25 protein-coding genes are annotated in these 25,024 nt (G+C 35.2%); 8 read left to right on the plus strand and 17 right to left on the minus strand.

The features are described from left to right. Positions 1–107: 107 nt before the first annotated feature. From ftsW to cyoE, 5 genes are all read right to left on the minus strand, one after another. Positions 108–1,265 carry a putative lipid II flippase FtsW gene (gene ftsW / locus A1D18_RS00910; RefSeq protein WP_071661943.1) on the minus strand — a complete coding sequence of 386 codons (1,158 nt, stop codon included), beginning with the start codon at positions 1,263–1,265 and terminating at the stop codon, positions 108–110. Between the two features lies 1 nt (position 1,266). Next, on the minus strand, positions 1,267–2,622 hold the full coding sequence (gene murD / locus A1D18_RS00915; protein WP_071661944.1) for a UDP-N-acetylmuramoyl-L-alanine--D-glutamate ligase: 1,356 nt from the start codon (positions 2,620–2,622) through the stop codon (positions 1,267–1,269). After that, positions 2,609–3,694 (minus strand): tRNA 2-thiouridine(34) synthase MnmA, encoded by a 1,086-nt coding sequence (mnmA, locus tag A1D18_RS00920; RefSeq protein ID WP_071661945.1) that lies wholly within the window; start codon positions 3,692–3,694, stop codon positions 2,609–2,611. The genes murD and mnmA overlap by 14 nt, the downstream gene beginning before the upstream one ends. A 196-nt stretch (positions 3,695–3,890) precedes the next feature. Beyond that, positions 3,891–4,532, minus strand: coding sequence for an SCO family protein (locus tag A1D18_RS00925; RefSeq protein ID WP_071661946.1), 642 nt, complete (start codon positions 4,530–4,532; stop codon positions 3,891–3,893). Beyond that, positions 4,532–5,428 carry a heme o synthase gene (cyoE, locus tag A1D18_RS00930; protein WP_071661947.1) on the minus strand — a complete coding sequence of 299 codons (897 nt, stop codon included), beginning with the start codon at positions 5,426–5,428 and terminating at the stop codon, positions 4,532–4,534. Before cyoE ends, A1D18_RS00925 begins: the two co-directional genes overlap by 1 nt. 310 nt (positions 5,429–5,738) lie before the next feature. On the opposite strand from cyoE, the gene A1D18_RS00935 reads away from it, so the two are divergent. From A1D18_RS00935 to A1D18_RS00950, 4 genes are read left to right on the plus strand one after another with little or no spacing between them, the layout of a single operon-like run. Then, entirely contained in the window at positions 5,739–6,728 is a 990-nt protein-coding gene (locus A1D18_RS00935) for a hypothetical protein (RefSeq protein ID WP_071661948.1), read from the plus strand. A gap of 59 nt (positions 6,729–6,787) precedes the next feature. Beyond that, a complete protein-coding gene (locus A1D18_RS00940; RefSeq protein ID WP_071661949.1) occupies positions 6,788–8,074 on the plus strand; it encodes a hypothetical protein in 1,287 nt (428 codons plus the stop codon). A 56-nt stretch (positions 8,075–8,130) separates the two neighbouring features. Beyond that, positions 8,131–9,477: a hypothetical protein gene (locus A1D18_RS00945; RefSeq protein ID WP_071661950.1), complete on the plus strand. Its 1,347-nt coding sequence runs from the start codon at positions 8,131–8,133 to the stop codon at positions 9,475–9,477. 36 nt (positions 9,478–9,513) lie between these two features. After that, entirely contained in the window at positions 9,514–9,963 is a 450-nt protein-coding gene (locus A1D18_RS00950) for a hypothetical protein (RefSeq protein ID WP_071661951.1), read from the plus strand. On the opposite strand, the gene A1D18_RS00955 is transcribed toward A1D18_RS00950, so the two are convergent. The 8 genes from A1D18_RS00955 to A1D18_RS00990 all read right to left on the minus strand — a co-directional run bounded on the left by A1D18_RS00955 (position 9,943) and on the right by A1D18_RS00990 (position 17,927). Next, entirely contained in the window at positions 9,943–10,986 is a 1,044-nt protein-coding gene (locus A1D18_RS00955) for a COX15/CtaA family protein (protein WP_071661952.1), read from the minus strand. The genes A1D18_RS00950 and A1D18_RS00955 overlap by 21 nt on opposite strands. A gap of 3 nt (positions 10,987–10,989) precedes the next feature. Beyond that, positions 10,990–11,556 (minus strand): hypothetical protein, encoded by a 567-nt coding sequence (locus A1D18_RS00960; protein WP_071661953.1) that lies wholly within the window; start codon positions 11,554–11,556, stop codon positions 10,990–10,992. Next, the gene (locus tag A1D18_RS00965) at positions 11,553–12,275 is read right to left on the minus strand and encodes an SURF1 family protein (protein ID WP_071661954.1); all 723 of its coding nucleotides are present in this window, start codon (positions 12,273–12,275) and stop codon (positions 11,553–11,555) included. The genes A1D18_RS00960 and A1D18_RS00965 overlap by 4 nt, the downstream gene beginning before the upstream one ends. 3 nt (positions 12,276–12,278) lie before the next feature. Then, complete coding sequence (locus A1D18_RS00970; protein ID WP_071661955.1) at positions 12,279–13,148, minus strand: cytochrome c oxidase subunit 3; 870 nt, start codon at positions 13,146–13,148, stop codon at positions 12,279–12,281. 55 nt (positions 13,149–13,203) lie between these two features. Continuing rightward, a complete protein-coding gene (locus A1D18_RS00975; protein ID WP_071661956.1) occupies positions 13,204–13,782 on the minus strand; it encodes a cytochrome c oxidase assembly protein in 579 nt (192 codons plus the stop codon). 128 nt (positions 13,783–13,910) lie between these two features. Then, positions 13,911–15,494, minus strand: a complete 1,584-nt coding sequence (gene ctaD / locus A1D18_RS00980) for a cytochrome c oxidase subunit I (protein WP_071661957.1) — start codon at positions 15,492–15,494, stop codon at positions 13,911–13,913. Further along, on the minus strand, positions 15,478–16,284 hold the full coding sequence (gene coxB, locus A1D18_RS00985) for a cytochrome c oxidase subunit II (RefSeq protein ID WP_071661958.1): 807 nt from the start codon (positions 16,282–16,284) through the stop codon (positions 15,478–15,480). Before coxB ends, ctaD begins: the two co-directional genes overlap by 17 nt. 110 nt (positions 16,285–16,394) lie before the next feature. Then, positions 16,395–17,927 carry a c-type cytochrome gene (locus tag A1D18_RS00990; RefSeq protein WP_084028683.1) on the minus strand — a complete coding sequence of 511 codons (1,533 nt, stop codon included), beginning with the start codon at positions 17,925–17,927 and terminating at the stop codon, positions 16,395–16,397. A gap of 308 nt (positions 17,928–18,235) precedes the next feature. Here A1D18_RS00990 and A1D18_RS00995 point away from each other — a divergent pair, with 308 nt between their 5' ends. From A1D18_RS00995 to A1D18_RS01005, 4 genes are all read left to right on the plus strand, one after another. After that, on the plus strand, positions 18,236–19,156 hold the full coding sequence (locus tag A1D18_RS00995; RefSeq protein WP_071661959.1) for an L-threonylcarbamoyladenylate synthase: 921 nt from the start codon (positions 18,236–18,238) through the stop codon (positions 19,154–19,156). Between the two features lie 101 nt (positions 19,157–19,257). Further along, on the plus strand, positions 19,258–19,410 hold the full coding sequence (locus tag A1D18_RS06960) for a DUF5993 family protein (protein WP_395498167.1): 153 nt from the start codon (positions 19,258–19,260) through the stop codon (positions 19,408–19,410). Between the two features lie 11 nt (positions 19,411–19,421). Further along, a complete protein-coding gene (locus A1D18_RS01000; RefSeq protein WP_071661960.1) occupies positions 19,422–20,006 on the plus strand; it encodes a disulfide bond formation protein B in 585 nt (194 codons plus the stop codon). Positions 20,007–20,066: 60 nt separating this feature from the next. Continuing rightward, positions 20,067–21,002, plus strand: a complete 936-nt coding sequence (locus A1D18_RS01005; protein WP_071661961.1) for a LysR substrate-binding domain-containing protein — start codon at positions 20,067–20,069, stop codon at positions 21,000–21,002. Between the two features lie 101 nt (positions 21,003–21,103). Here the strand turns inward: A1D18_RS01005 and rho are convergent, their stop codons facing one another. The 4 genes from rho to nagZ all read right to left on the minus strand — a co-directional run bounded on the left by rho (position 21,104) and on the right by nagZ (position 24,736). Beyond that, a complete protein-coding gene (rho, locus tag A1D18_RS01010) occupies positions 21,104–22,360 on the minus strand; it encodes a transcription termination factor Rho (protein WP_071661962.1) in 1,257 nt (418 codons plus the stop codon). 276 nt (positions 22,361–22,636) lie between these two features. Further along, positions 22,637–22,972: a thioredoxin TrxA gene (gene trxA / locus A1D18_RS01015; protein WP_071661963.1), complete on the minus strand. Its 336-nt coding sequence runs from the start codon at positions 22,970–22,972 to the stop codon at positions 22,637–22,639. A gap of 162 nt (positions 22,973–23,134) precedes the next feature. Continuing rightward, positions 23,135–23,701, minus strand: coding sequence for a hypoxanthine-guanine phosphoribosyltransferase (locus A1D18_RS01020; RefSeq protein ID WP_071661964.1), 567 nt, complete (start codon positions 23,699–23,701; stop codon positions 23,135–23,137). 9 nt (positions 23,702–23,710) lie between these two features. Next, on the minus strand, positions 23,711–24,736 hold the full coding sequence (gene nagZ, locus A1D18_RS01025) for a beta-N-acetylhexosaminidase (RefSeq protein ID WP_071661965.1): 1,026 nt from the start codon (positions 24,734–24,736) through the stop codon (positions 23,711–23,713). Between the last annotated feature and the right edge of the window lie 288 nt (positions 24,737–25,024).

Raw genomic sequence — 25,024 nt, forward strand, 5'->3', positions numbered from 1 at the left:
TGCTATCTACCGCTGGTACTTGAAGATGCGAAATTTTGCATTTCTCGATGAGCGGATGTTCCTATTATAGAGCAGTTTTTTGTATAAAGTGCTTAGTTGAAAAGTTCCTATTTGTCTACTTTAAAACCAAATTGAATTAAGCGATATTCGTAATCGATACGCAGTAATAAAGCGAGCATGATGCAGGTCATTAGTAAACTACTTCCTCCATAGCTCATAAGTGGTAATGTTAAACCTTTGGTAGGTAACACACCCGTATTAACACCAATGTTAATCATGACTTGTAAGGCAATGTTTAAACCAATGCCATAGGCAAGATAGGCGGTGAAACGTTGACCAATATTAAAACAACGATAACCTATATATAAAGCACGCCAGACTAATAGTGAAAATAATATGATCATAAACAATCCGCCTATTAAACCTAATTCTTCGGTAAGCACTGCAAACAAAAAGTCCGTATGCGCTTCAGGAAGATAAAATAATTTTTGTATACTTTCACCTAGCCCGACACCGGTCCAACCCCCACGACCAAAAGCTATTAATGATTGTGTTAATTGATAGCCTGAATCAAATTGGTTAGCCCAAGGGTTAAGAAATGTCGTTAAACGTGCTAAGCGATAGGGTGAGCTAATTGCTAAGGTTCCTAAAATAATCGCTACACCCGTTAAAAGGATAATAAATTGCCAAATTCGTACACCTGCTAAAAATAACATTCCTAAACTAGTGACTAATATCACTGTGGCAGCTCCAAAATCAGGCTCGCGTAATAGTAAAAAAGTAATGATACCGAGAACTACTAAGGGCTTAAGAAAGCCACGGATTTGATTTTGCACCTGTTTTTCTTGGCGTACAAGATAACCCGCAAGATAGACGATCATGGTTAATTTGACGAATTCAGAAACTTGTAATCCAAAAGGACCAAAACCTAGCCAACGCATACTGCCATTAACTTGTCGGCCAATACCCGGCAATAAAACTAAAAAAAGTAAACCAATACTGAGCACTAATAACGCAAGACTGATCTGTTGCCAGTAAGAGGTTTTTATTTGTACGACAATGATTCCGGCAGCGATTCCTAAGGTTAAGTAAAAAAGCTGATGAAAAAAAAAGTGGAAAGGCTGGCCATACTGATGTTCAGAAATCACGATAGAGGTTGAAGCGACCATTAACAGACCGAAAGCAAGCAAAGTAGCAATAACGATTAGCAGCCAACGATCATACAAAACGATGGATGCAACATCCGGATTGCTGGTTTTAGACATATCAATGGATTCCTCGCACTAAACTGATAAAAGTATCACCACGTGCTTCATAATTTTTAAACATATCCATGCTCGCACAAGCTGGAGATAAAAGCACAATATCACCTTGCGTTGCTGTTTGATGGGCTAATTTTACTGCCTGCGCCAAATCAGAAGACAGTTCGATAGAGGTACTTTTTTCTAAAGCATTTTTTAATAAAGCGGCATCTCGACCCATTAAAATCATTTTTTTAACATAGCGCTTTACGGAATCATTTAATAAAGAAAAATCAGCGCCCTTGGCTAAGCCTCCAGCAATTAAAATGATTTTACCTGAAATGGCTGGACCTAATCCATTTAACGCAGCGAGTGTTGCGCCGACGTTGGTTGCTTTAGAATCGTTATACCAAGTCACGCCTTTATGCTCTTTAATCCACTGGCAGCGATGAGGTAAACCCTTAAATTGACAAAGTGCGGTTAACATAGCAGCGGGAGGTAATCCAATAGCATGCCCTATGGTTAAAGCAGCTAATGTATTTGCCCAATTGTGTCGACCTTTAATAGGTATTTTATCAACAGAAAGTAAAATTTGATTCCCTTTTGCAAGATAGGGTTTTTGATTGACCACTTGTAAGCCAAATTCTTGAGAACCCGGTTGTAGTGACTCTAAACCAAAACTGGTTATTTTTTTGGTGGTATAGTCTGGAAAAGTATTTAAATCTTCTCGATTCCATACGGCTATTTCAGATCCATGGTAGATGCGTTGCTTAACTTGGATATAAGTGGCTAAGGTTTTATGGCGATCTAAATGATCTGGACTGATGTTGAGTATGCTAGCCAATTTAGGCTGCAAACTATAAGTCGTTTCTAATTGAAAACTTGAAATCTCTAATACATAAAAATCCGGTATCGGCTCATCAAGCAAATCTAATGCAGGTTTGCCTATGTTACCTCCCACGGCAACCTTTAGTTTTGACTGATGTATCATATCGCCTACTAAACTTGTTACCGTGCCTTTAGCATTGCTGCCGGTAATCGCAATGATAGGTGCACGTGCTTGTTGGGCAAATAATTCGATATCGCCAATGGGCTTAAGCTTATGGAGGCTGATCACTCTGTGGATATTCCTCTCGTTGAGATCAATGCCAGGACTGACAATTAATTCCTTACAATCTTGAAAGTATATTGGGTCAAAAGGCCCTAAATGGTAAGCCACTTGGGGAAATTCTTTTTTAAATACGGATAATTTGGGTGGACTTAAACGGCTATCCAAGAGTGTAAAAGGTAAATTTAATCGTTTAAAATAGCGTGCACAGGATAGTCCTGTTTCACCTAAGCCTAGAATCAAACGGGTATAAGAAGAATTAGCGTGTGGCATCAATAATTCCGCCTCCCAAGCAGGTTTGTTCTTGATAAAAAACAACAGATTGACCGGGAGTAATCGCTCGCTGTGGGGTTTCAAATGCAATTTGATAATTATCATTGCCACAGGGTGTGATTAGGCAAGGAGTTTCAAGTTGTCGATAACGCGTTTTTGCTGTGCAATGGAATGGTTTTGTGGGTGGGCAACCGCTGATCCAATGTAGCTGAGTGCAAACCAGAGCCTGAGCGAAGAGTGCAGGATGATTTTCTCCTTGTACGACGATTAATGTATTACGAGCGAGTTGTTTATCGGCGACATACCATGGATTTCCAGATTTTTCTTTCTGACCACCGATTCGCAATCCCTGTCGCTGGCCTATCGTGTAAAACATCAGGCCATCATGTTGTCCCAATATTTCACCTGCTAATGTTTCTATATTCCCAGGTTGGGCGGGCAAGTAAGTTTGTAAAAAATGTTTGAACTTACGTTCTCCGATAAAGCAGATACCAGTACTATCTTTTTTAGTCGCATTAAGAAATCCTGCTGATTTGGCGATTAGGCGGACTTTCGGTTTGGTAAGATCGGCGAGTGGAAATAAGGTTTTAGCTAAAGGCTCTTGGCCTAAAGTATATAAAAAATAGGTTTGGTCTTTATTTTTATCAGCACATTTAAGTAATTGATACGTGTTATTTTTATAGGATTTTCCCGCATAATGACCGGTAGCAATAAAATCAGCACCACATTGTAGGGCGTACGCTAGAAAAGTTTTAAATTTAATTTCCCGATTGCAGAGAATATCTGGGTTTGGCGTACGGCCTAGTTGATATTCCGCTAAAAAATGCGTAAATACGCGATTCCAATATTCAGCCGAAAAATTAATTGTGTGCAGTGGGATCGCTAATCTATCACAGATAGCTTGTGCATCGGCAATGTCGGCACTGGCTGAGCAATAATCTTCCGTATCGTCTTCTTCCCAGTTTTTCATAAACAGCCCTTCGACTTGATAACCTTGCTCTTTTAACAATAAAGCAGTCACTGAGGAATCTACTCCTCCCGATAGGCCGACCATAACACGTTGTTTTTTCATATGATTTTTTAAAGGACGTTGTACGATACGATATGAGAATGTTACGGGTTAATTTACCTGCATTTAGGCTAATTTTCTAGTAATTCGATGGGTTCCGAGCCTAGCTCCACTGTAAGCGACTTTATTTTCTATATAGGATCGGATGATGAGTATCCAGTCACCAGCCCTCTCATGTACACAGACCCACCGCGCCGGATTATTGACTCACTAAATTCTTATAGTCTTGTTTGATGCTTGCTTCATCATGAGGAGGAGAAAAAATAGCGACCAATTTACCTTCGGGATTAATCAAATATAAAGTGCCACTATGGTCAATCTGATAATTATTTTCTGAAATTTTACTTTGTTGGGCTTGTATATAAACAACACCCATTTGTTTGCTCAATTGTTGAATTCCTGCTAGGGGTCCCGAGACGCCGATAAAATGGGGGTTAAATGCTTTAACATAATTACCCACTACTTTGGGTGTATCTCTTCTGGGGTCAAGTGTAATAAAGATAACCTGCGGAAGAGGAAGTTTTTCGGTTTTTAATTCCTTATAAAGTTGTGTCAACATAACCATCGTCAATGGACAAATACTTTGGCAATGAGTAAAACCAAAGAATAGTAAACTGAAATGGCCTTTTAAATTATGATTAGTAAAGGGTTTACCTAATCCATTAACTAAATGAAACTCTGGAATTAATTGAGGTTGATCGATATTAGTGCCTGCAATGGGTGGAATAACGATACGAGTCTTTGAAGAGTGCCATAGGTTAAAGCCTAAACCTAAGCCTAAAGCGAGTATAGTGAAAATAATAAAGGCTAAAAATCTTTTATTAGAGATAGGGCAAGTCATTAAATAGTCCTCATTAAAGTATGGTCCATGAATAAACAAGCAAACAGCATGAGTAAATAAAAATTCGAATAATGAAAAGTTTTTATCGCTGTTGCAGCTTTAGTTTGCTTTAATAAATCAGTCGCTGCAACTATAAATCCAGTATTTAATAGTAAAGCCGCAATTAAATAAAAAATCCCACTCATGCCGATGCAAAAAGGTAACAAACTAATTCCGCTTAAAAGCAGCGTATAAAGTAAAATTTGTTGCTTTGTAAAAGCGATACCATGTGTCACGGGTAACATAGGCAAGTTACTTTTGACATAGTCGGCATGTCTGGCAATTGCTAATGACCAGAAATGCGGGGGTGTCCAAATAAAAATAATTAAAACCAGAATTAAACCGCCTGGATCAATATTTCCTGTTACGGCGGTCCAACCTAACAAAGGAGGCGTTGCGCCTGCTAAGCCACCAATAACAATATTTTGTGTGGTGTGTCGTTTTAAGTACAACGTATAAATGAATGCATAAGCTATTAGGCTAATAAAGCTTAAAAAGCAGGTTAATAAATTACTTGATAGACTTAATACGACTAATCCTAAAAAACTAGCGGTTAATGAAAAAAGCAAAACATGCGTAGTTGAAATTTTTTTTAATGGGAGAGGCCGTCGATCGGTACGCGCCATTAACTTGTCCAAACGCTGTTCTAATAAGTGATTCAGCGCTCCTCCAGAGATGGCGACTAAACCGACACCTAGTAATGTAAATAAACTTAATTGCAAAGAAAGTGGTGTTGAAGAAGCTAATACCATGCCTACCCAAACGGTAATTAACATTAAGCTAGTGACACGCCATTTTCCTAATTCCAAATAGATTAAAGCTTTACTAGCCAAGCAAGTAGCAAAATTCTTTAGCATGTTTTTCCTTATGGGTTACAACCTGTCCTTCATTAAGCATTAAGGCGAAAAAATTATACGAGAATAATTCTATTAAAGGTAGGGTTTTAAGAAAAAATTAAATTATTAATTATTTTTATTTTTGAAAAAGGATAATGCTATTTTAAAGATAAGGTATTTATTTGAAAATAAATACCTTTTTATTTTTTAAATAAAAAATAACTAGACAAAATTATTTTATTAGTGATAAATTGTTTCCGATTAAAAATTAAATGAAATAAAAATTTTTTATCTTTAATAAATATAAAAATAATAAAAAAAGAGGTTTAATATGCACCCTGTTTATTTAGCAGCCCCTAAAGATTCACCATTTATGCTTGGTGAAAAAACAAAATATGTCGCAATTATAAAAGATAAAGCAGTTATATTAAATAATAAAAAATATAATTCTAAGAATGATGCTTATAGTTTGACTTTCAAAATAGGAGCTTCGAATGCAGAGGTGCTTAAAAAATGTATAAATGAAAAATTAAGTATCTATAAAGTAGAAACTCCAAGTAAGTTTATAGATTTATTAGGAAGTGAATTTGATATAAAGGAACAACAAGAACTAAATCAAGAAAATAATGTTGAAGTTACAACATCTAAGTTAACGCTTGAAGATGAACAATTGATAGAAGCGTCACAATCACACCTGCCTACTTCTAGGCCTCGTCCAAACTCTCTAAGGTATGAAAACGTATCTGGTTCTTACTTAAGAAAAACATTATCATTACATGATCCGGTAAGGGAAAATTCACTCGACATACAGCAGCCAGATATCCCTTCAGACTTATCTTCATCACGCAATTCAATTCATAACCAAGATTCATTGGATGCAGAACGAGATCAGCTAATTGAGAGAGCACCAAAAATTTATTCCTTTTTTACTGAAAAAGCAAAAAATACTCCCTTATCTCATATAAAATCTCATGGGCTTAATATTCAAAAAGGTTATTTTAATGGTGGAGTAAAATCAAAAATATTATTAGATATTACGCAACTAGCGGATCAGATAAAGAGCAACAGTAATGAGATAGGAAATGAATCATCAAATGAACAAATACAAGCATTAAAGCAAAAGGTTTCAATGCTAAATGAAAAAATTAATGACAAACAAAATCTTGAAATTTTATCTCGATATCGCGGTTTTTCTGCATTTAAATGTTTTGCTACACTTTGGGGTGGTGGAAGAGTGAAGAGTATTGAGTATGTTGAACAATTACAAGAACAAGTAGGTAGCTTACTCAAAGAGATCACTCCATTAAGACCTACTGTTTAAAATTTATAAAATTAAAGGGCAGCTTTTTCTGCCCTTAATAAAAATAATAAGGGGATAATATGTATCCATTATCAAATTTAAAACAAATTAAAGATGAAAACTTGCAGCAGGAGTTAGATGAATTACAAACTAAAACAGCTGAATTGGAAAGGTATCATAATTTTGCAGAGGTTGATGATCTTTTAGAAGAAAGTAAAAATATCATTGCGAGTGAAAAAAATGTTGAAGTGATAGCACAAAGTAGTAAAAAAATAGATAGTATAATGAAATTACTAACTCAACCTATACAAGAAAGAATGAATCAATTAATTTTTTTAAAAAATTTAATTGAAGCTTATTGTGATCAAACTGAAGTGCAAAGTTTAAATAGTACTTTAGCTATTCAAGAAAAAAAATTAAAAATCGAAATAACAAAAAAAATTATAGATTCACAAGAAATTAAAAATCAGTTTTTTAAAATTGATGCGATTTGTCATAAAAATTTAAAGAAAATAATAGGAAAAATAAAGCAAAGACTATTAGAATTAGAAAAATCTTGTGATGATAGATATAAAGCCTATTTGAATAATCAATTGGAGATAATTAGCTTATCCGAAAAGGAAATTAACGAAAAAGTAACTGAAATGCCAGCTTGTTTTGCTACGATAAAATTTGTAATTGAATCGATTAACGAATTTGAATCCAGTCATAAATTATTTATACATTTAATACATTCTTTTAATTCATCTAAAGAACACTATCAAAAATTAACCGATATTTTATTTAATTCTGCTGTTATTACTCTTTGTAAACGTGGATTAGAAATTCAAATAAAACTGTTAAATAATAATTTTTCCAAGTTTGATCCCAGATCGCAGTTGCTTGAAGATTTAAATACAGATTTACAATCGCTTAATCAAGAAACCAAGCAATTAATCAAACTAAGCAGTGAAGAATTAAAACTTAAACACAATAATTTAATGAATCTTGTCAAGAACTCTAATGAAGCCTTAACTGCTCATAATAAAAAATTATCTTATTCGAGTACCCAGATTGCTATGAATAAAAGTATAGCGATTAAACTTATTAAGGATAAAATTGATTTATTGTTAAATACTGAAATAAATTTCGAAGATAATGCTTCGAGTCAAGCAGTGATTGATAAAATTTCAGAATTGAAGCAAACAATTAAGGACGCTAAGGGAATCTTATCTGAATATCGAGGGATATCTTTTTTACGTTGTGTTGCTACTCTGTGGGGTGGGGGGAAAGTCACAAGTCAGGGATTAGTTAATACATTAGAAGAGCAGTTAACAGATTTTCCGATCAATAAGACTAGACTATCGCCGAGTATAAAGACTTGCTAAGTTAGAAAGGGACTTTTAAACTGTCCCTTTTTTGATTTAAAGAGATTAATAAGAAGATGCGCATTTTTAATCTTGATACGATATTTAGTTTTGCTCTCTATCCTGATGGAAATAAGAAACGTAATCGTAATAGCCAAAGCTACTGTTTAACGGTTGATCAATATAGTAAGAATGGTATCGATGAGACCGATACTGAAACACTTAAAAATCATTTAAAGAATATGAAGGTTCTATGCTTAGGTGTTTTGGCTGATGAATTTAAGAACAGAGATAAACCTGAGTTAGGCGCTGTAAAGTTTCGGATAAAAAAAACAGATAAATACGAGATCAAAAGAGAGTTTTTATCACCTAACAAAAATACTCCATTACCACTTTTTTTGTTTTACAAGAAGAAAAAAGCTAAAGTTACTAAAGCGCTAACTGATATTTTAAGTCCATTCTTTTTTAACATCATTAACTTATACAAAGAAAAAAATTTAGAGTTAAAAAAAATAGGGATAAGCAAAGAAGATATTATTGAAATTAATTATGCCTATCAAAATAAGATTACAAAAGCAGCTGAAATTATTTTTAAGGAAATAGAAGGATCCCATACAGAAGTAAATATTATCGGTTTATTTGTCGACCCTTATTTTATACGAAAAGTAGATGACAGGTTGTTTTTAGAAGATACTCGACCTATTGATACGTTTCCAAGGCAGAATATTCCCCTTCTGAAAGAACAAAGTTTTTTAGAAGGAGATCAGGAATTAATAAAACCTGAAACGGATAGTAATAACTTGAGTGCATCTATTTTTTTGAGCAATACTTACAAAAAAAATGATATTTTTGAATCATTAGATCGGGTTTTTACTGAATCTGTGGAAGAAAAATCAAAAAACTTATCGGTTACTGCAGAAGATGGAATTGCTAAAGAGGTAGTTGATGCTGCTCAGTTAGATTCAGGAGTAGACAGGCATGATACAAGTGTAGATTTAGTCACTAGTCGGCAAGAAGAAATAGCCGCTTCTATATCATCAATAAGTAACCCAATTGCTACTAAAAGTAAATCCTATGATTGGAATTCAAGAGCCAAAAAAGAGATAACGGATTTGCTTGTAAAGTATCAAAAACATTTATCTCAAAGGTTTTTTTTTCGTAATAATACTGCAAAGATTGAGAAATTATTCATTACAGAAGATTTATTAGCAAAAATAAAGCAAGATACTTATGAAAGCTTTTCGAATTGTTTAGAGAGTATTAATACTAAAAAAATTCTTGAAACCCACAGAGATTTACCTATTATCCAGAAAATAGGTAAATTTTTCAAAGGCCATAGCAAAACGGAGGGCACATTATTGCTAGAAAATATATTTTCTAGCTTAAATGAGAATACTATAGTAATAAATTCTATATCTATTTAAATTAAATAAAAAAAATAAAAATAATAAGGATAAACTATGAAATATAATTTATTTAAAGCAATTAATGCTAATGTGCTTTATGAATACAACGAACCTTATAAAAAAAAAGGCGATCAGCAGGCTTTTAGTAATTTCAAGAAAATTTCAAGTGAAATAGGAGAAGCGTATCCGACAGAATGGTATTATCAATCTTTTAAAATAACAAATAATTCTTTTTCTACAGCGTTCACTCTTCCTTTGCAAATATTTCCTGTTAACCATCATTATCAGCGATCTTATTTGCAAGAACATAATCAAATTCAAAAAAAAGATTCTAATGTAGCTGAGGATACTGATAAATTAAAGGATAAAGATCTAAAAATAGCAAAATCCAGCAATTTTTTAAACAAGATAACTAAACTATTTTCTTTAAAAAAAGAAATATTTATAAATGGAGTGAAAAATTGTAATGATGAATTTGATTTTTTAAGACTTAAAAATTTTTGATCGCTTAAGGATCAAATTTTCTAATTGGTATCCATACAAACCAATATTTAATGTAATGATAATTAATAATAGTAACGCAGCAACGGCATTGTGTGCCATGGCAATAGGCAAAGGTAACACCCATAATACATTTAAAGCACCTAAACTAATTTGTAGACCTAATAAGAATGCTAGTAATACAGCGAGACTGCGTAAAAAAATTCTTTTCGTTACATTAAATAGTTTATAAACTACCAAACCTAAGTAAATAGTAGTAATTACCGCCATTATCCGATGAGTCATTTGTATGGCAGTGCGAGCAGTATGAGATAAGATACCCCCTTCGTAATTAATATTTGTATTTAACCAAAGGTGAAAACCTTCGAAGAAATTCATGGCAGGCCACCATTGTCCTTGACACCGCGGGAAATCGGGACAGACAAAAGCGGCATAATTAGCGCTGGTCCATCCGCCGAGACAAATTTGTATTATGATCAATAATAAACCGAATGCCATCCATGATCTTAATTTTTGTTCCGATACTGAAGATTGCTTTATGGATAATTGGCTCAGTCGTAGTATTAATAGCCAAAGCAAACTCAATAACGCTAATCCACCTAATAAATGAGATAGGACAACCAAAGGATGCAATCGCAAAGTAACAGTCCATTTTCCTAACAAGCCTTGTAAAAACAATAAAAAAAGCAAACTAGTGGCTACCCATACGGGTTGTTGGGATAGTTTATATTTATTAATAATTAAAACTATTGCGGCAAAGCTTAATAATACTAAGGTAGCCGCCATATAACGATGAATCATTTCTGGCCATGCTTTTCCTAGATCTAAGGTTTTTCCTATAAAAGGGGCTTGCTTTATTTGTTTGGCATCCTTAGGCAATGTGAACTTTCCGTAGCAACCTGGCCAATCAGGGCACCCTAAGCCCGCATCTTTCAAGCGAGTGAATGCACCCAGTTGCACAACAATGAAAGCCAATAAAAAAGCAATATATAAAAAATATAAAGCCGATTTGTTTTCCGGAAGCATATTTTATCCTGTTGTTGAAATTGCCAATAAACGCGCTAAATCTTGATATATATCCTCACCAGAGACATCGCTCGAATAATATAAAATAATTTTTCCAAATGGATTCGCTAAAAAATATCCATTTTTTTGATGTAATTTTTTTAATTCTGGTTTAGAGATCGTATAGTTTAGTAAATTTGAATCTTTATTTATTAATGGAGAAAGACGAAGTAAATTTGTTTTAGCTTGTATTAAGCCATACTTTACACGGTAACGATTCTTGCCTAATGCTAATGTGATTTGCCGCATGGTATGCAAATTTTTTTGACATAATTCACGACAGGGCGATTCGTTTAAATAAAATAAAAACCAACTACCATTAAACGAACGAAGTTTTGTTCTATCTGGAATTAATTTTAGTTGCTGTAAACTCAAGTTGAAAGGAATAAGAGTCCCTTTATTGACTGTTTTGTGATGTAACCAGAGAGGATTTTTATTATAAAGGGCTACAGCTACTATTAACGGCGTTAAAAATATAATTAATAACAACAGAAAAATAAACAAATAATGGGGGGTATGTTTTTTTTTCATAAACGATGAATATGAATACTAAAAAAAGCAATAAATAAGGTGAAACTTAAAACAAACCATTGAAAAGCATAAGCATAATGACGGTTCGCTTGTAACGTAATAGGTTGCCAAAGTGGTGTAAAACTATAAGTTTGTTTGGTGTTAATGACGAGCATAAAAGGTTGAAAATTATTTCTTTTTAAGAAATCTGGATTGATAGATTGAATTCTTTTCGGCCATTTCTTTTCATTTATCTGCTTGAAGCTAAAGGTTTTGTTAGGAAATACAATTAAGCCACGTATTATTAGTTTATTGTTCAAAGGCGGAATTTTTGGAATTTTTTTTCTATCGATACTTTGCGGTATCCATCCTCTATTGACTAAAATGAGTTCCTGTCTATTATTTAAAATAAAAGGAGTGAGGATTTCATACCCGACTTTATGTAAATAAATCTTGTTTTCTAATAAAAAACTGTGTTGATTATCAAAATGACCTTGCATAATTCCAGGAAAATAATTTTTTTCTAAATTAATATTTTCAATTTGATTTAAATTAATCGGTATGGCTACCGAGCGTTGATAAAATATTTTTTGGATTTGATTTTTACTATCACCACGATGAATTTGCCAAAATCCTAAATAAACAAGTAAGGGAAGTAAAAATATTACCATCAGACTGGGAAATAAAGTAGGTGTAAAGCAATAATTACTAAATTCAATGGATATAATATTTTTTTTCATGTTTTAAAAAATCAAAAAAAATGCCAAGGCCAAAATTACCGCAAGAAAATCCCACCACCATACGGCAGCATCGAAAGAAAAAGCATTTTTTTCTAGTAGTTGGTTGTGATAGATTCGAAAACATAAAATGCATAAAAATAATAGCGCGGCAGCAATATTTAATAAATGTAATCCTAGGAAGGCGATTAAAAAGCTACCATAGATTCCACTTTTAGTAATAATATGAGTATGAATGAGATGAATAAAATAATAAGTTTGTGAAATAAAAAAAATACAGGCTAAAAAAATAGCTAAATTTAAGTTTAGGCGACATAATTTATAGCGGGCTTTTTTTAAATAGTAGAGTGCACCGGTTAAAAGTAATGCGCTAAAAAGTAGAATGATTAAATTAATTAATGGAATTTGGCGCAGAGAACCTAAACTCGGTGTGCTAGCAACAGTTGCTGAAAAGCTAGAGGGGGGTAATAATGGCCAATGTTTAGCAAAATCTGGCCAGAGTAAATAATGGGTTAGCTGTGAAGCATCACCACTTTGTCCAGCTAGCCATGAGGTAATTGAGAATCTTACATGAATAATAGAGCCGATGAGTAAACCGAATAAAAATAGTTCAGAGATTAAAAACCATAACATGCCCCAACGAAAAGTTTTATCCATTTGTCGATTGTATAATCCAGCATTACTTTCTTGTGTCACATTCCAAAACCAACCACTCAGCATAAACACTAACCCAGCTATGCCTATTATAAATGCGATTAGCCCCCATTTTTTTTCTAAATTAAGTGAGCCAAAGGCTAAAAAGAGTAAAGCGAGTGCACCCAAAATGGGCCAAGCGCTTTGTTCGGGTACATAGTATGAAGAGTCTTTGTTTTTCATTCGCGTTTGTCCTTTAACGTGATCTTGGCTTGAATTTTTATTTCATGAAAGGGTTTTAAATTGGAATATGGCCTAAAGTTTGTGGTGCTATTTTTGCATGTTTTAAACCGCTTGTGTCGAATAAGGTATAAGCTAAAGTAATCGTATTAATATTTTTTGGTAAATGCTGATCAATATGAAATAAAACCGGCATGTCTCGTTGTTGGCCGGGATTAAACGTTTGCTGAGTAAAGCAAAAACATTCGGTTTTTTTTAAATAACGTGCAGCTAAGCCTGGAGAGACGCTGGGGATGGCTTGTACAGTCATTGGACGATTCGAATTATTTTTAGCTGCAAAATAAATTAAAATATTTTCCCCTGGATGTAATTGTATATGCTGAAGCCTAGGGTAAAAATCCCAGGGAAGATAGTTGTTGTTATTTGTCATAAATTCCACACGAATATTGCGTGATAAATCAATTTCATTCGAAGTTACATAGGCATTTTTATCGGTTTTCCCATTAATACCTAAATTTTTACACAGTACGTTATAAAGTGGAATCATGGCAAAGCCAAAGCCAAACATGCTTAAGGTGGTAAAACAGAGCAAAATTAAAATTTTTTTATTTGATAATTTCGCTATTCTAACTGTCATGCGTTTGTATACTCACAGCAATTGGATTTTTGGCAAGGCGTTGCGAAAAAGAAGCAACCGAAGTGTATATAATATACATGAGGATTGCGAGTTGAGCGACAGCCAAAAATTCAAGTGCGAAGAGTATATTACTCAAATTTTGGCGGTGTAGTAAAACTATGTAATGGAGGAGGGGAACTTAAGGTCCATTCTAATCCTTCAGCGCCTTCCCAAACCTGAGAGCTCGCTTTTTTTCCTTTTCCACGTATCGATTGAATAATAATGTAGAGAAAAAATACTTGAGCAAAGCCGAATAAAAAAGCACCTAAACTCGCAATTGCATTAAAATTGGCAAATTGTAAGGAATAATCGGCCACTCGTCTTGGCATGCCAGCGAGGCCTAAAAAGTGCATTGGGAAAAAAGTTAGATTGACACCAATAACAGATAGCCAGAAATGACATTGACCTAAGCGTTCGTTGTACATAACGCCAGTCATTTTAGGCAACCAATAATAAGCTCCGGCAATAGCCCCAAATAAAGCACCAGGTACTAAGACATAATGGAAGTGTGCTACCACAAAATAGGTATCTTGATATTGAAAATCTGCAGGTACCATGGATAACATGACACCCGAAAAACCACCGATGGTAAATAAAATAACAAATGCTAAAGCAAATAACATGGGGGTTTCAAAACTGATAGCACCGCGAAACATGGTGGTTACCCAATTAAATACTTTAACTCCTGTAGGCACGGCAATTAGCATCGTGGTATACATAAAAAATAATTCAGCAGCCAAAGGAACACCGGTTACAAACATATGATGTACCCAAACAATAAAAGATAAAAATGCAATGGCTAACAATGCATACACCATGAACCGATAACCAAAAAGTTTTTTGCGACTAAACGTTGGAATAACCTGCGAGATAATTCCAAAAGCCGGAAGAATAATAATATAAACTTCAGGATGTCCAAAAAACCAAAAGAGATGTTGATAGAGTAATGGATCGCCTCCGCCTGCCGCATTAAAAAAACTTGTTGCAAAATGTCTGTCCATAAGCATCATTGTCACTGCAGCCGCTAAAACGGGCATGACACCTATGAGTAAAAAGGCCGTAACAAACCAACTCCAACAAAATATTGGCATTTTCATCATGGTCATCCCAGGAGTTCTAAGATTGAGAAGCGTGACAATAATGTTAATAGCGCCCATTAATGAAGAAAGCCCCATTAAATGAATCGCAAGAATTAAATAATCTGTGCTAGCTGGTCCATAGGTCGTTGATAAGGGCGCATACATTGTCCAACCAAAGTTAGGTGCAGAACCATCCATAAATAAGGTACTAAAAAGTAAAATAGCGGCAACGGGTAAGATCCAAAATGCCCAATTATTCATACGTGGCATGGCCATATCAGGTGCACCTATCATTAAAGGAATCATCCAGTTGGCAAAACCAGAAAAGGCCGGCATGATAGCGAGGAATAACATGACTAAGCCATGCATGGTCGTCATTTGATTAAAAAATTCTGGATTAAACAAACGCGCACCCGGTTGAAATAATTCTGCACGAATTAATAAAGCAAAGACTCCACCGATAAAGAACATCAGTAGGCTAAAAAGGAGATATAATGTCCCAATTTCTTTATGATTAGTTGTGAATAGCCAACGTTTGATAAATGCTAGACAACCTTGAGAGGCCGAATGTTCTAAATCAAGTATTTTTTCCATGAAGAAGTTCTCCTACTTGTTGTTTGGCCCATAAATTAAATTCTTTTTTACTCACCGCTTTTACAACGATAGGCATAAATGCATGGTTTGTCCCACACAGTTCAGCGCATTGGCCACGATACGTGCCTGCAGTATCTATTTTTGCCCAGGCTTCATTAATAAATCCTGGAATAGTATCGCGTTTAATGCCTAAAGTGGGCACCCACCATGAGTGTATGACGTCATTCGAAGTAAATAAAAATCTAATTTTTTTATGAATAGGCACAACTAATGGATGATCCACTTCTAATAAATACCATTGATTTTTCTTTGCTTCATTCTGTAATTCTTCTACAGGTGTAGAGAGATTGCTAAAAAAATCGATTCCTTGATCTAAATAAGCGTAGCGCCAACGCCATTGATATCCAGTTACTTTAATCGTTAATTCAGAATCGCTATTATCATTCATTTTGATTAAAGTTTTAGTGGCAGGTATTGCAATAACGATTAATATAATAAACGGCACAATGGCCCATGCAATTTCCAAAAAAAAATTTTCATGAAATTGAGCAGCATTGACTCCTCGTGATTTTCTATGCCGAATAAGCGAATAAATCATGATGCTAAATACTACGATGGCAATTCCTACGCAAACCCAAAATACCAGCATATGTAAATGATAAATAGCATGACTGATAGGCGTAACGCCTCGCGGCATATTGGTTTGCCATGCCGCTAAAGCCAATCCTGGACTAAGCAGAAAATTAAAATTAATAAAAAAAATTAAAAAAAATTTTTTAACATGCTTCATATCCTATCTGTCCTTTTTATAGTGATCACAATAACTTTTTAAGTTTAGGATGTTTTTATTTCAATCAATAGGCACAATTGATTAATTTAAATGCTTAGCATAAAAGATCATTACCATAAAAAATAATTGCCAGTAGTTTTGCTTTGTTCAACCATATATTTTACGCTAGCTTCTAATTCGGAATTACTACAATTTTTGCAGTCTCCTTTTGCAGGCATTTTTTTATACCCCAAAATAGTATGTTCAAATAAAACATCGATATTTTTGGCAATAATGGGTTGCCAGCGTGCTTTATCTCCTAATATGGGCGCCCCTAATTTCCCATTATCATGGCAGATAGCACAATGTTGTTGGTAAATTTGTTTACCTACTTTTAGGCTCAGTGGTTTTTCTTGTACGGGAATGGTTTTGGTCGCCCCCGCTTGATCATTTAAGATGAGATAATCAACGGCTGCTTTTACTGCATCATCTGAGCATCCAGTGCAAGTTCCTTTAGGTGGCATGGAATTAAAACCATGAATAGCCCGTTCATAGACAATATTTTTTCCTTGCTTTAAACGTTTTTTCCATTCAACGGTATCGCCTAATTTTGGAGCGCCTGCTGCTCCACTGGCATGGCAAACCGCACAATAAGATTCATAAACTTTGCGGCCAGTTTTAGCGGTAATGGGTCCACTGAATGCAGAATAAGGCACTTGGCTTTTTACTGTTTTTAAATAAACTGCGATGGCATTTAAATCGTGAGTAGATAAATACTTAAGACTATTACTATTAACTTCTGCCATGGGTCCTGCTACGACACCGGCATTTCTTAACAGTTTATTTTGTTTAAAGACGGCTCGAATATCATCGATACAAATACCTTTTAATCCACTTGAGCTTATATTCGGTGCGTAATAACCTTGGATAAATCCTCCCGTTAGGGAATATTTCTTTTTTTCAGCACCTAACAAATTCAAAGGAGTATGGCACATTCCGCAGTGACCTAAGCCTTGGACTAAATAAGCCCCACGGTTCCATGACTTCGTATATTGCTTATCTATTTCATAAGCACCAGGACGAAAAAATAAAATCCGCCATCCTAGTTGCAAAAAACGCCAATTAAATGGCCACATCATTTCATTGGCGTGGTTAGCTTTTTTAACTGGATCTAAACTAAATAGATAGGCTTTGATCGCTAACAAATCATGCGTATTGATTTTGGTGAAGCTAGCGAAAGGAAATACCGGAAAATAATAACTTCCATTCGGGGCTATACCTTCATGCATGGCACGGATAAAATCTTTATCATTCCATGTTCCTATTCCTGTGGTTTTATCTGGTGTAATATTGGGCGAATAAATGCTCCCGAAAGGCGTATAAATTCCTAATCCTCCAGCAAAAGGTTGGCCTTGGTGTTTTGTATCGGTATGACAAGCGATACAATCACCCGCTTTACTTAAATATTCACCCCGTTTAATCAGTTTGCGTAATGCAGCATCTTTAGGATAATTAATGGGAGGATAGGGGATATTGAGTTCAGGATTTTTCTTTGTTGGATCAGCATTCGAGTTGGCAAATGCCAAACTAGATAATAGCAAGGTGGATATAAAAAAAGAATATTTTAAAAAATTATAGAGATATCTTAAGATTATTTTATTCATAGTCCTTTACGAATCCAATCTTTTTTAGATATGTTACAACCCTGCACTCGATTTTATGAGCTATTTTCGATCAATTTACGTGACCAAAAACCCAGGGCAAAGGTCTCAGCAACTATCTAATGACTTATCATTCGTTATAATGCCATAGTCATCGTTTATTTTTAAGTATTATTGTATTTATTCCATTCTTTGTTAGATACACTATCTTAATTTTAAAGCAATCTATTTATTTATAGATAATATAAACTATTTAGTGGAGTGACGGATAACTTTCTTCCTATTGAACGCATGTTAGAAGATGTCTTTAAATGACTATAGATGAACTCACTAAGGCTATTAAGCTTTTAAAGGCGGGAAAACTAATTGTTTTTCCTACTGAAACAGTCTATGCCTTAGCAGGTGATGCGAGAAATTTAACCGCGGTTCAGAAAATTTTCGCGCTAAAGCAACGTCCTTTAAATCAACCTTTAAGCGTTTTATTGGCGAAAGAACATCCCCTGGATAGATGGGCCAGAGACATTCCTAAGGTTGCAGAAAAGTTAGCTGATCATTTTTGGCCGGGTCCTTTGACACTTATTTTAAATAAAGAAAAATCAGTTTTGCCTGAATTAACCGGTGGGCAAGATAAAATAGGTTTACGCGTGCCGGATCATCCTATTGCGCAAGCGATATTAAATTCTTTTGCCAGCGGAGTCGCAGCGCCTTCTGCGAATCGCTCCACTCATCTTAGTCCTACCTTAATTGCACATGTACAGCAAGAATTTGAACATAAACTCGAACTTATTATTAATGGTGGACCTTGTTCTATTGGGATTGAATCAACGATTATTGATGTGACTTTTGACGTTCCGCGAATACTTAGATTAGGCGCTCTCCCGTTAGAACAAATAGAATCTATCACTCCCTACGAGATTGGGGAATCCATATTATCTCATCGTTTTTCTAAAAAGCCTTTGATAGAGCAAGTTTCTAAACAAGAATTAGATCGTATCATCGATAGTTATTTAAATCAGCATAAGCTATTAACCGTGTTTGGATTAGGTCCAGTAAAGAAAAAACATAAAGACTTAACTTGGATTCGTATGCCGAATGTGGCTAGTCAATATGGGCAGAGGCTATATCAATATTTGCATGAAGCGGAACAACAGAGTGATAAAATTTTGGTGGAATCTGTACCAAAGCTCAAGGCCTGGGCCGGGATCCAATTGATATTAGATAAATATTCTTAAAAGAAATGAGTCGCTCATCGTAAACTAAAGCAAGGTTCTGTCACAACATGGATTTTTTTATAAAATTAGACTAAATTAAAAACATTTATAGGTAGATACGTATGTTAGCGCTATTCTTTTTCTATAGTCTTTGTGTGCTTTTTGCCTGGTGCAAGGAGCGAAGGCTCGCTATAGGTTTATTTATAGTCTTTTTATTACTAACAACGTTTATGTTTATTCATCATATGACTGATCATTTATCTCTGCAATTTTAGGGATAATTAGTATGCACTCTTCTAAAATAGCCAAAATTATTAAGATCCTCAATGCGATAGATGCTCTAGGTTTAGTTTTTTTGCTATTGATCGCGTTTATTTTACAAATAGGCTTTCACGAATTACCTTGCCCTTTATGTCTCCTGCAACGGCTTGGTGTGTTGGCAATAGCATTTGGTTTTTTGCTGAATGTACAATTTAAAATACGTCCAGCCCATTATGCGCTTTCTTTATTATCGGCCATATTGACAGCGTCTATTAGTGTACGCCAAATTTTTCTTCATGTAATTCCAGGTGATACGGGTTATGGGCTTCCTTTATTTGGTTTACACCTCTATACCTGGGTATTTCTGCTGTGCGTAGGCGTGATTATTTATATCTCCATTATTTTTAGTATTTCACCTCAATATGAATATGATGAACCCTCCAAAACAAAGGGAATGCAGTTTTTAACCCATATGGCGTTTGCGCTTGTTTTTCTTTTAGCCATTTTAAATGGAATTTCTACCTATTTTGAATGTGGGTTAAAAGCTTGTCCAGACAATCCTGTCAAATATGAGATTCAATTAGTTGCATCTCATTCTCGCCATACTTAATTTTTGTTTTAACATGGCTAAAAAACGATAAAAATTAGCTTTGTTTATTCTCGAGGAAGTATGAATCTCAAAGATCTTAAATATTTATTAGCTTTAGCAGAATACCGTCATTTTGGAAGGGCTGCTAAAGCGTGTTCGGTTAGTCAACCAACCCTAAGTATACAATTGAAAAAATTAGAGCACGCTTTAGGCGTACAGTTATTTGAGCGCGGACAAAAAAGGGTATTAATTACCGCAGTAGGGATGCGTATTGTGGAGCAAGCAAAGCAGGTACTCAGTGCTATGCGCGAGCTTGAGAGATTAGCCAAATTAGCTAAGGATCCATTTTCAGCAGAATTACGCTTGGGACTAATTCCTAGTTTAGGGCCTTATTTACTCCCGCATATTTTACCTATTATCAAACAACAATTAACTAAACTTTCGCTATATTTATATGAAGATAAAACGGATTTACTTCTGACGCAATTAAATCAAGGGGTGTTAGATGCCATAATATTAGCATTACCGGTTCCACATAAAGGCATGCAGTGTAAAACTTTATTCAAAGAACCTTTCTTTTTGACTATGCCAGCATCGTATTCTTCACATTATTCTAAAGAATTACATTTAAAAGACTTAAAGGATGAAAATCTTCTTTTATTAGAAGAAGGTCATTGTCTCAGAGATCAAGCATTAGAGGTGTGTCGTAAAAAAACTAACCTTAAAGAAAAGATGAATTATCGGGCAACCAGTTTAGAAACTTTGCGACATATGGTGGGAAGTGGGGCAGGAATTACTTTACTTCCTTTATTAGCTTTAGAAGAGCATTCTTTGATAATTAATAAGCCTTTTTCTGCTCCTAGACCTGAGCGAAAAATTGGAATGTTATGGCGTAAAGAAAGCGCTTTGGAGCCTTGTTGCAAAAAGATAGCCACACTCATTGAAACTACGATTCCTGATGTTTTAGCTGATTTAGAAAAAAAACTGGATTCAGCTAAATACACTCACAACACTTGAATTTTTGTCTGTGTTGCCGTTCAATTTGAATCCTCTTCGCGGCTACTTGCCAAAAATTCACACTGTGAGTATAACTTTAACCTTTGTATTTGAAGAAAAAATTACTTTTTCATAGAGTCAAAAAATTCATCATTGGTTTTGGTGTTTTTTAAGCGTTCAATTAAGAACTCCATGGCGGTTACTTCATCCATGGATTGTAAAATTTTACGTAATATCCACATTTTTTGTAATACATCAGGTTTAGCTAGTAACTCTTCACGTCGAGTACCCGATCGATTTAAGTGGATAGCAGGATAAATACGTTTTTCAGCTATTCTTCTATCAAGATGAATTTCCATATTTCCGGTTCCTTTAAATTCTTCATAGATAACATCATCCATTTTTGAGCCGGTATCAACCAGCGCGGTTGCGATGATGGTTAAACTACCCCCTTCTTCAATATTACGCGCAGCGCCAAAAAAACGTTTTGGTCGTTGTAGTGCATTCGCATCGACACCACCTGTTAATACCTTTCCAGAGGAAGGAATAACAGTATTATAAGCACGCGCTAAGCGGGTGATAGAGTCTAATAAAATAACGACATCCTTTTTGTGTTCGATCAAGCGTTTCGCTTTTTCAATCACAATTTCTGCGACTTGTACATGGCGAGTTGCAGGTTCATCAAAGGTACTTGCAATGACTTCACCACGAACAGAACGTCGCATATCGGTTACTTCTTCAGGACGCTCGTCAATTAATAAAACGATCAAGTAGCATTCTGGACAATTATGCGAAATCGATTGTGCGATATTCTGCATCATCATCGTTTTACCGGCCTTTGGAGGGGACACAATTAAACCACGTTGACCTTTCCCAGTCGGAGCGACTAAATCAATAATTCTAGCAGTAATGTCTTCTGTGCTACCGTTTCCGCGTTCGAGCGTAACTCGTTCGTCAGGGAATAAAGGGGTTAAGTTTTCAAATAAAACTCGATTTTTAGCATTTTCAGGCGCATCAAAATTAATTTCGCTTACTTTAAGTAAAGCAAAATAACGTTCAGATTCTTTAGGGGGACGAATTTTTCCTGAAACCGTGTCGCCAGTATGAAGATTAAAGCGTCGAATTTGACTAGGAGAAACATAAATATCATCAGGTCCGGCAAGGTACGAACCTTCTGCAGAACGTAAAAAGCCAAATCCATCCGGTAATATTTCTAATACGCCGTCTCCATAGATATCTTCTCCTCTTTTTGCTAGTGCTTTAAGGATAGAAAAGATCATATCTTTTTTATGCAGGCGGCCCAGACCATCTATTTTTAATTCTTCAGCAATGGCAACCAATTCGGCTGGGGAGTTTTTCTTGAGTTCAGTTAAATTCATAGTATTGTTTCTTTCATAAAAGGAAATGTAAAAAATTGAGTGAGTATTAAGTATTTAATTGGAATATTAATATTAAGAATGAGTATCAAGAATTTAGAGAGTGTTAAAAATTCATTTTATAATTTTATATCCGAGTAGAGATACAAATAGTGCCCTACGCATAGTTAAACAAATGATGCGAAAAAAGTTACCTGAAATCCCCAAAACAGTGTTAGTGCCAATAGTACTTATCTTAAGGCCATCCTACTTAGAAAAATACATTAAAGAGTACATTGGTTAAGCAAGATGTTTATCTAAAAATGCTTCTAACTGTGATTTCGATAAGGCGCCGACTTTAGTTTCTAGCGCTTTTCCATCTTTAAAGAGGATTAATGTAGGAATACCACGCACACCATATTTTGCCGGGGTATTAGGGTTCTCGTCAACATTTAATTTCCCAATTTTTATTTTTCCATGATACTTTTGGGCAAGCTCCTCTAAAATAGGGGTAATCATTTTGCAGGGGCCACACCATTCTGCCCAAAAATCAACGAGTACAGGTTGGGAATCAACTTGTAATACTTCTTTTTCAAAGGAAGCATCGTTAAGAGTAATAGTGGATGAGTTATTCATGGTAGTAACCTATTTGACCTCAAAAAAATGGTTGACAAATTATACTCATGCAAATGAGTTTTTTGGGACGGGACCGCATAGTGAAGCAACCGGAGTGTATATAATATACAAGATTGCGAATTGATCGGCAACGTAGTCAAAAATTCAAGTGCGAAGCGTATATTATTCATGCTCAGGGGCGACAACGTAAATACCAGGAGCATTCCGTAAGTAACCGTTATAGTCCATTCCATACCCAAAAACAAAACCATGATCCATAGTAATAGCGGTAAAATCTGCCGAGGTTGTTCCTCCCGGTAAACGGTCCGCTTTTTGTTTATCGAGTAAGACGGCAGTATATACTGTCTGTGCCCCCTGTTCATGACAATAATCAACGATGGCAGCTAATGTCAAGCCACCATCTAGAATATCTTCAATAATCAATATATTACGACCTTTGAGAGATACACGCGGTTTAGCTATCCAGAGTATTTCAGCTTGCCCAACGGTTTCCTGTGAATAGCGTGTAGCATGAACATAGTCGAGTTCTAATGGAAAATCTAGGCGTGGAAGTAAGTTTCCTGCTGGAATAAGACCTCCAATCATAACACATAAGACGACGGGATTGCTTTCACTTAATTTATCGCTAATGGCCTTAGCCATGTTATCTAAACCTTTTTCGATTTCTTCTTTAGTAAAAAGACGAGTCGCTTTTCTTTCGACTTCTTGTATATGACTTGGAATTAACATGAATGCATCCTAATGTTCGAATAGAGGTTTTAATAGGTTAACCGCACTACGCCAGGCGTCAGTTTGCTGTAGAGCAGGGAGGGTTAGTGTGCGACGAGGAAATAATTTTTGCAAGTGCTGGGAATTATAAAGTTTAATGAGTTCAGGAGAGTGCGCTAAATTTTCCAAAGCTAAAATAGCATCTTTTCGGCAATTACAAACTAATAATGCATCGCATCCGGCTTGTAAAGCCAGTCGTATACGTTCTGAGATAGTTCCCATATGTTGTACTGCTTTCATTGATAAATCATCCGTAAAGATTGCACCCGTAAAATTTAATTGTTTACGCAAAATAGATTGCAACCAATAGGGAGAAAAACCACAGGGTAACGGATCAACCTGATTGTAGACGATATGTGAAGCCATTATGCCATCTAGATAGGGACTTAATTGAGCAAAAGGAATTAAGTCCTGTGCTTCAATAGTTTGATAGTCTCTATCATCTACGGTGAAGTGCGTGTGAGTATCCGCACTGACAGAACCATGTCCAGGAAAGTGTTTGCCTACAGAACACATGCCCGCACGATGCATCCCTGTGATGACGGCACGCCCTAATTTAGTCACAATAGTAGGATCACTATGTAATGCACGTAAACCTATGACTTGATTTAAATTATTATTTAAATCTAAAACGGGTGCAAAACTAAGATCAATACCTACTGCCAGTAATTCACTGGCTAATAACCAGGCATGGGTTTCTGCGAGCTGAATAGCTTCCTCAGGTTTTTGGTCGTAACGAGCGCCAATTAATCCTAAAGCGGGCAGTCGCGTAAATTCTTCTTGAAAACGTTGAACTCTTCCCCCTTCTTGATCAACCGTTAATAAAAGTCGTTGTTTACTGTGTAAATGAATTTGCGAAATTAAGTGCTGCAGTTGAGAAATTGATTCAAAGTTACGTTGAAAGAAAATAATTCCACCCACTTGAGGATGCTTTATTATTTCACGCTCTTCAGAAGTGAGCTCTAAACCTGTTAGATCCAGTATAATAGGTCCCATAAAGTTCTCTTAATGTAAATTGTACAAATAGTTAAAAAAACATTAGTTCTTAATAGTAATCACTAATTATAACATCGATTAATTGGTAATTAATGAACGACTCGATTGCTATTAAAAATGAATGAAATGCTGGATTTAATAGATTGTAATTGTCTATGTAAGATAAACTAAGTAAAAATTGAAAAGGACAACACCTGGCCGGATTATTTTTTTAATTAACATTCCGCTTGACAGAAAAGATGTATGAGGTAGAATTCGCGAGCTCTTGAGTTTTTGGCTTAAGGGTGC

The organism is Candidatus Rickettsiella isopodorum, from assembly GCF_001881495.1.
Classification (GTDB): domain Bacteria; phylum Pseudomonadota; class Gammaproteobacteria; order Diplorickettsiales; family Diplorickettsiaceae; genus Aquirickettsiella; species Aquirickettsiella isopodorum.

What these genes read in the sequence shown, in the direction of transcription:
- ftsW (WP_071661943.1), bottom strand. Translation starts at nt 1,265, where the DNA reads ATGTCTAAAACCAGCAATCCGGATGTTGCATCCATCGTTTTGTATGAT.
- murD (WP_071661944.1), bottom strand. Translation starts at nt 2,622, where the DNA reads ATGCCACACGCTAATTCTTCTTATACCCGTTTGATTCTAGGCTTAGGT.
- mnmA (WP_071661945.1), bottom strand. Translation starts at nt 3,694, where the DNA reads ATGAAAAAACAACGTGTTATGGTCGGCCTATCGGGAGGAGTAGATTCC.
- A1D18_RS00925 (WP_071661946.1), bottom strand. Translation starts at nt 4,532, where the DNA reads ATGACTTGCCCTATCTCTAATAAAAGATTTTTAGCCTTTATTATTTTC.
- cyoE (WP_071661947.1), bottom strand. Translation starts at nt 5,428, where the DNA reads ATGCTAAAGAATTTTGCTACTTGCTTGGCTAGTAAAGCTTTAATCTAT.
- A1D18_RS00935 (WP_071661948.1), top strand. Translation starts at nt 5,739, where the DNA reads ATGCACCCTGTTTATTTAGCAGCCCCTAAAGATTCACCATTTATGCTT.
- A1D18_RS00940 (WP_071661949.1), top strand. Translation starts at nt 6,788, where the DNA reads ATGTATCCATTATCAAATTTAAAACAAATTAAAGATGAAAACTTGCAG.
- A1D18_RS00945 (WP_071661950.1), top strand. Translation starts at nt 8,131, where the DNA reads ATGCGCATTTTTAATCTTGATACGATATTTAGTTTTGCTCTCTATCCT.
- A1D18_RS00950 (WP_071661951.1), top strand. Translation starts at nt 9,514, where the DNA reads ATGAAATATAATTTATTTAAAGCAATTAATGCTAATGTGCTTTATGAA.
- A1D18_RS00955 (WP_071661952.1), bottom strand. Translation starts at nt 10,986, where the DNA reads ATGCTTCCGGAAAACAAATCGGCTTTATATTTTTTATATATTGCTTTT.
- A1D18_RS00960 (WP_071661953.1), bottom strand. Translation starts at nt 11,556, where the DNA reads ATGAAAAAAAAACATACCCCCCATTATTTGTTTATTTTTCTGTTGTTA.
- A1D18_RS00965 (WP_071661954.1), bottom strand. Translation starts at nt 12,275, where the DNA reads ATGAAAAAAAATATTATATCCATTGAATTTAGTAATTATTGCTTTACA.
- A1D18_RS00970 (WP_071661955.1), bottom strand. Translation starts at nt 13,148, where the DNA reads ATGAAAAACAAAGACTCTTCATACTATGTACCCGAACAAAGCGCTTGG.
- A1D18_RS00975 (WP_071661956.1), bottom strand. Translation starts at nt 13,782, where the DNA reads ATGACAGTTAGAATAGCGAAATTATCAAATAAAAAAATTTTAATTTTG.
- ctaD (WP_071661957.1), bottom strand. Translation starts at nt 15,494, where the DNA reads ATGGAAAAAATACTTGATTTAGAACATTCGGCCTCTCAAGGTTGTCTA.
- coxB (WP_071661958.1), bottom strand. Translation starts at nt 16,284, where the DNA reads ATGAAGCATGTTAAAAAATTTTTTTTAATTTTTTTTATTAATTTTAAT.
- A1D18_RS00990 (WP_084028683.1), bottom strand. Translation starts at nt 17,927, where the DNA reads ATGAATAAAATAATCTTAAGATATCTCTATAATTTTTTAAAATATTCT.
- A1D18_RS00995 (WP_071661959.1), top strand. Translation starts at nt 18,236, where the DNA reads ATGACTATAGATGAACTCACTAAGGCTATTAAGCTTTTAAAGGCGGGA.
- A1D18_RS06960 (WP_395498167.1), top strand. Translation starts at nt 19,258, where the DNA reads ATGTTAGCGCTATTCTTTTTCTATAGTCTTTGTGTGCTTTTTGCCTGG.
- A1D18_RS01000 (WP_071661960.1), top strand. Translation starts at nt 19,422, where the DNA reads ATGCACTCTTCTAAAATAGCCAAAATTATTAAGATCCTCAATGCGATA.
- A1D18_RS01005 (WP_071661961.1), top strand. Translation starts at nt 20,067, where the DNA reads ATGAATCTCAAAGATCTTAAATATTTATTAGCTTTAGCAGAATACCGT.
- rho (WP_071661962.1), bottom strand. Translation starts at nt 22,360, where the DNA reads ATGAATTTAACTGAACTCAAGAAAAACTCCCCAGCCGAATTGGTTGCC.
- trxA (WP_071661963.1), bottom strand. Translation starts at nt 22,972, where the DNA reads ATGAATAACTCATCCACTATTACTCTTAACGATGCTTCCTTTGAAAAA.
- A1D18_RS01020 (WP_071661964.1), bottom strand. Translation starts at nt 23,701, where the DNA reads ATGTTAATTCCAAGTCATATACAAGAAGTCGAAAGAAAAGCGACTCGT.
- nagZ (WP_071661965.1), bottom strand. Translation starts at nt 24,736, where the DNA reads ATGGGACCTATTATACTGGATCTAACAGGTTTAGAGCTCACTTCTGAA.